2 protein-coding genes are annotated in these 2,566 nt (G+C 58.5%); both read left to right on the top strand.

The genetic code is table 11. The features are described 5' to 3' along the window. Window positions 1–389 precede the first annotated feature (389 nt). Window positions 390–1,400 carry a COX15/CtaA family protein gene (locus NW843_RS13545; protein ID WP_414523212.1) on the top strand — a complete coding sequence of 337 codons (1,011 nt, stop codon included), beginning with the start codon at window positions 390–392 and terminating at the stop codon, window positions 1,398–1,400. 53 nt (window positions 1,401–1,453) lie between these two features. After that, window positions 1,454–2,446: a heme o synthase gene (locus NW843_RS13550; RefSeq protein WP_414523213.1), complete on the top strand. Its 993-nt coding sequence runs from the start codon at window positions 1,454–1,456 to the stop codon at window positions 2,444–2,446. The last annotated feature ends 120 nt before the right edge of the window (window positions 2,447–2,566 follow it).

A 2,566-nucleotide genomic window follows, 5' to 3' on the forward strand; every position in this document is an offset into this window, starting at 1 on the left:
CCCGCTCCGTACCGCTTAGCGGTCGGAGTCGGGTAGTTTACGCATTGTAGTCATTCCAAACGAGATTGAGACACTCCCGTTGCCGCCCAAACGCTTCGCGCCGCTGCCGCGACCCCTCTCCCAGGGGGAAAAGGATTGGTCTGCTGGCTTGACTTCCCAGAGGTGCCTAGGATTCGGAACACCTGTGCGCCGAGAAAGAAATTCTTAAAAAGCCTTCGCCAGCCACAAAACCGCATTTAGGATTGGCTTCGAGGAATAGTCAGCGAGTAACCTGCGTCTTTGTTTCCAGATGGCCCGATACCAAGCCGGCTAGGCTTTTTTAGCCCAGCCTCTTTTTCAGTGCAGATGCTCGAGCCGTCAGCCCAGTCTTTGATATGCCTTCAACTGCAATGGATTCTTCGATCTTTCATCAATCCCAACCTTCTTCCCGGCGGGATCCCGTGCCTTCGGGCAAGCTTTCCCGGCGCATGGGGCAAGCCCTACTGGGGTTAGCATTGGCCACTTGGCTGTTAATGGGGTTGGGCAGTGCCACCCGCGTCATGAATGCTGGGCTGTCCTGTCCAGATTGGCCCCTTTGCTACGGGGCAATTGTGCCCAGCCAGCAGATGAACCTACAAGTCTTTTTGGAATGGTTTCACCGCATGGTGGCTTCTGGGGTAGGCTTGGCTACGCTGGTTCTGATGGGGTTTGCTTGGCTGAAGCGTCAGGCATTGCCCACTTGGCTGCCCTGGGGTTTGAGCTGGGCTTTTGTTCTGGTCTTGACGCAAGGGATCCTGGGTGGGCTGACGGTCACGGAGCTGCTGCGCTTTGATATCGTGACGGCCCACTTGGGCACGGGCCTGCTGTTTTTTGCCACTTTGCTCACCCTGGGATTACTGATCTGGACAAGAGCCGGTTCTAAGGACTCCATCCTGCCGCTGCGACTGGGTGAAGGGCCATTTTCCGTCGGCTACTTGCCTTGGCTGGGCTTGGGGGCGGTGCTGCTGGTGTATGTCCAGAGCCTTCTGGGCGCCTTGGTGGCCTCCCAATGGGCTTTGCATCAATGCTTTGCTGCCGGCGAGCTGTGCTGGGTGATGAATAGCCACTTGCTGGGGGTTGCTCCGGCCACCCTTGGGGTGTTGGCGGTAGCGGTGGCCACCGGGCTGCGGCGCAAGCGGATCCCCCGCCTTCTCAAGTTCTTGGGCCATGGGTCTGTTGGCCTGCTGTTGGCCCAGGTGGGGATCGGTGTTTTGACCTATCATTACCGGCTGCAGGTAGAACCCCTAACGGTGGCCCATCAGATGATGGGGGCAGCTTTGCTGGCCTGTCTGCTGGGTTTTACGGTGCTGGCCTGGCGAATGCGAACCCAGGGGGAAGAAGGCCAGTGGATGGCCATGACCGCAGAAATGACCGGTGAGTGAATTTCATGCAAGATAGCGTTTTAGTCGACCGTCAGGCTTCCTACCAGAACCCGATGGGGGGGATCCCCTCTGAGCAGAGCCCATGTGCTCTGGGGTGCGAGCGCCAGGCGCTTGTCCAGGTTTTGCGCAGCTACAGCCAGTTGGTGAAGCCCAAGATCATCGCCCTCTTGCTGATGACGACGGCTGGGGCCATGTGGATGGCAGGCAACACCGACCCGTTCAGGTTTTTCATCACCCTTTTGGGGGGAGGAATGGCGGCGGCGGCAGCCAACGTCATCAACATGGTGTATGACACCGATATCGATCGGATGATGGAGCGAACCCGTCATCGCCCCTTGCCTTCCGGTCGAATCCGAGCGCAGGATGCTCTGATTTTTGCCGGGATCCTGGCTTTGACTGCCTTTGGGTTGTTGGCTATTTTCACCAACCTGCTGGCTGCCGGTTTGGCCATGTCGGGGATCCTGGTGTATGTGGGGGTCTATACCCACTGGCTGAAGCGTTCCAGCACGCAAAATATTGTCATCGGTGGAGCGGCAGGAGCGATCCCACCTTTGGTGGGCTGGGCAGCAACCACAGGCGAGCTCAGCTGGGCCGCGTGGGTGATGTTCGCCATCATCTTTTTGTGGACTCCACCCCACTTCTGGGCTTTGGCCATTCTGAAGCGGGAAGACTATGCCCGTGCCGGGGTGCCGATGCTGCCGGTGGTAGCAGGCGAAAGACTCACTGCCGCACAGATTTTGCTCTACGCGCTGCTGATGGTTCCGGTCAGCCTGTTGCTGGTTTACCCATTGGGAATGCTGGGATCCTTTTATCTGAGCGCGGCGGCGCTGCTGGGATCCCTCTTGGTTTGGAAGGCGGTGCAGTTGCTGCAGGATCCCTGCGACCGAGATCGGGCGGCCTCGCTCTTCACGTTTGCCAACCTGTATCTGCTGCTGTTGTGCGGGGCCATGGGTCTGGATAGGTGGTCGTTAACCCACATCCTCTGGAGCCAGGCCACTGCGTCCCTCCAAGGGATTTACACCACCCTCATAGCGCTGGCCAGCTGACTTGCGCGAATGGGGGATCCCCGGGTTGATAACCCCCGTTGGCCAGCCGGTTTTTCCTCAAAATTGCGGCCCATTCTCAGAGAGCATGCCTCTAACCCCCAAAACCCTGAACTTTGCTGA

This window comes from Synechococcus sp. R5-12 (assembly GCF_047502655.1).
GTDB lineage: Bacteria > Cyanobacteriota > Cyanobacteriia > Thermostichales > Thermostichaceae > Thermostichus.

Bases quoted from the DNA above. Each gene is read 5' to 3' on its own strand.
- NW843_RS13545 (WP_414523212.1), top strand. From the start codon at position 390: ATGGATTCTTCGATCTTTCATCAATCCCAACCTTCTTCCCGGCGGGAT.
- NW843_RS13550 (WP_414523213.1), top strand. From the start codon at position 1,454: ATGGGGGGGATCCCCTCTGAGCAGAGCCCATGTGCTCTGGGGTGCGAG.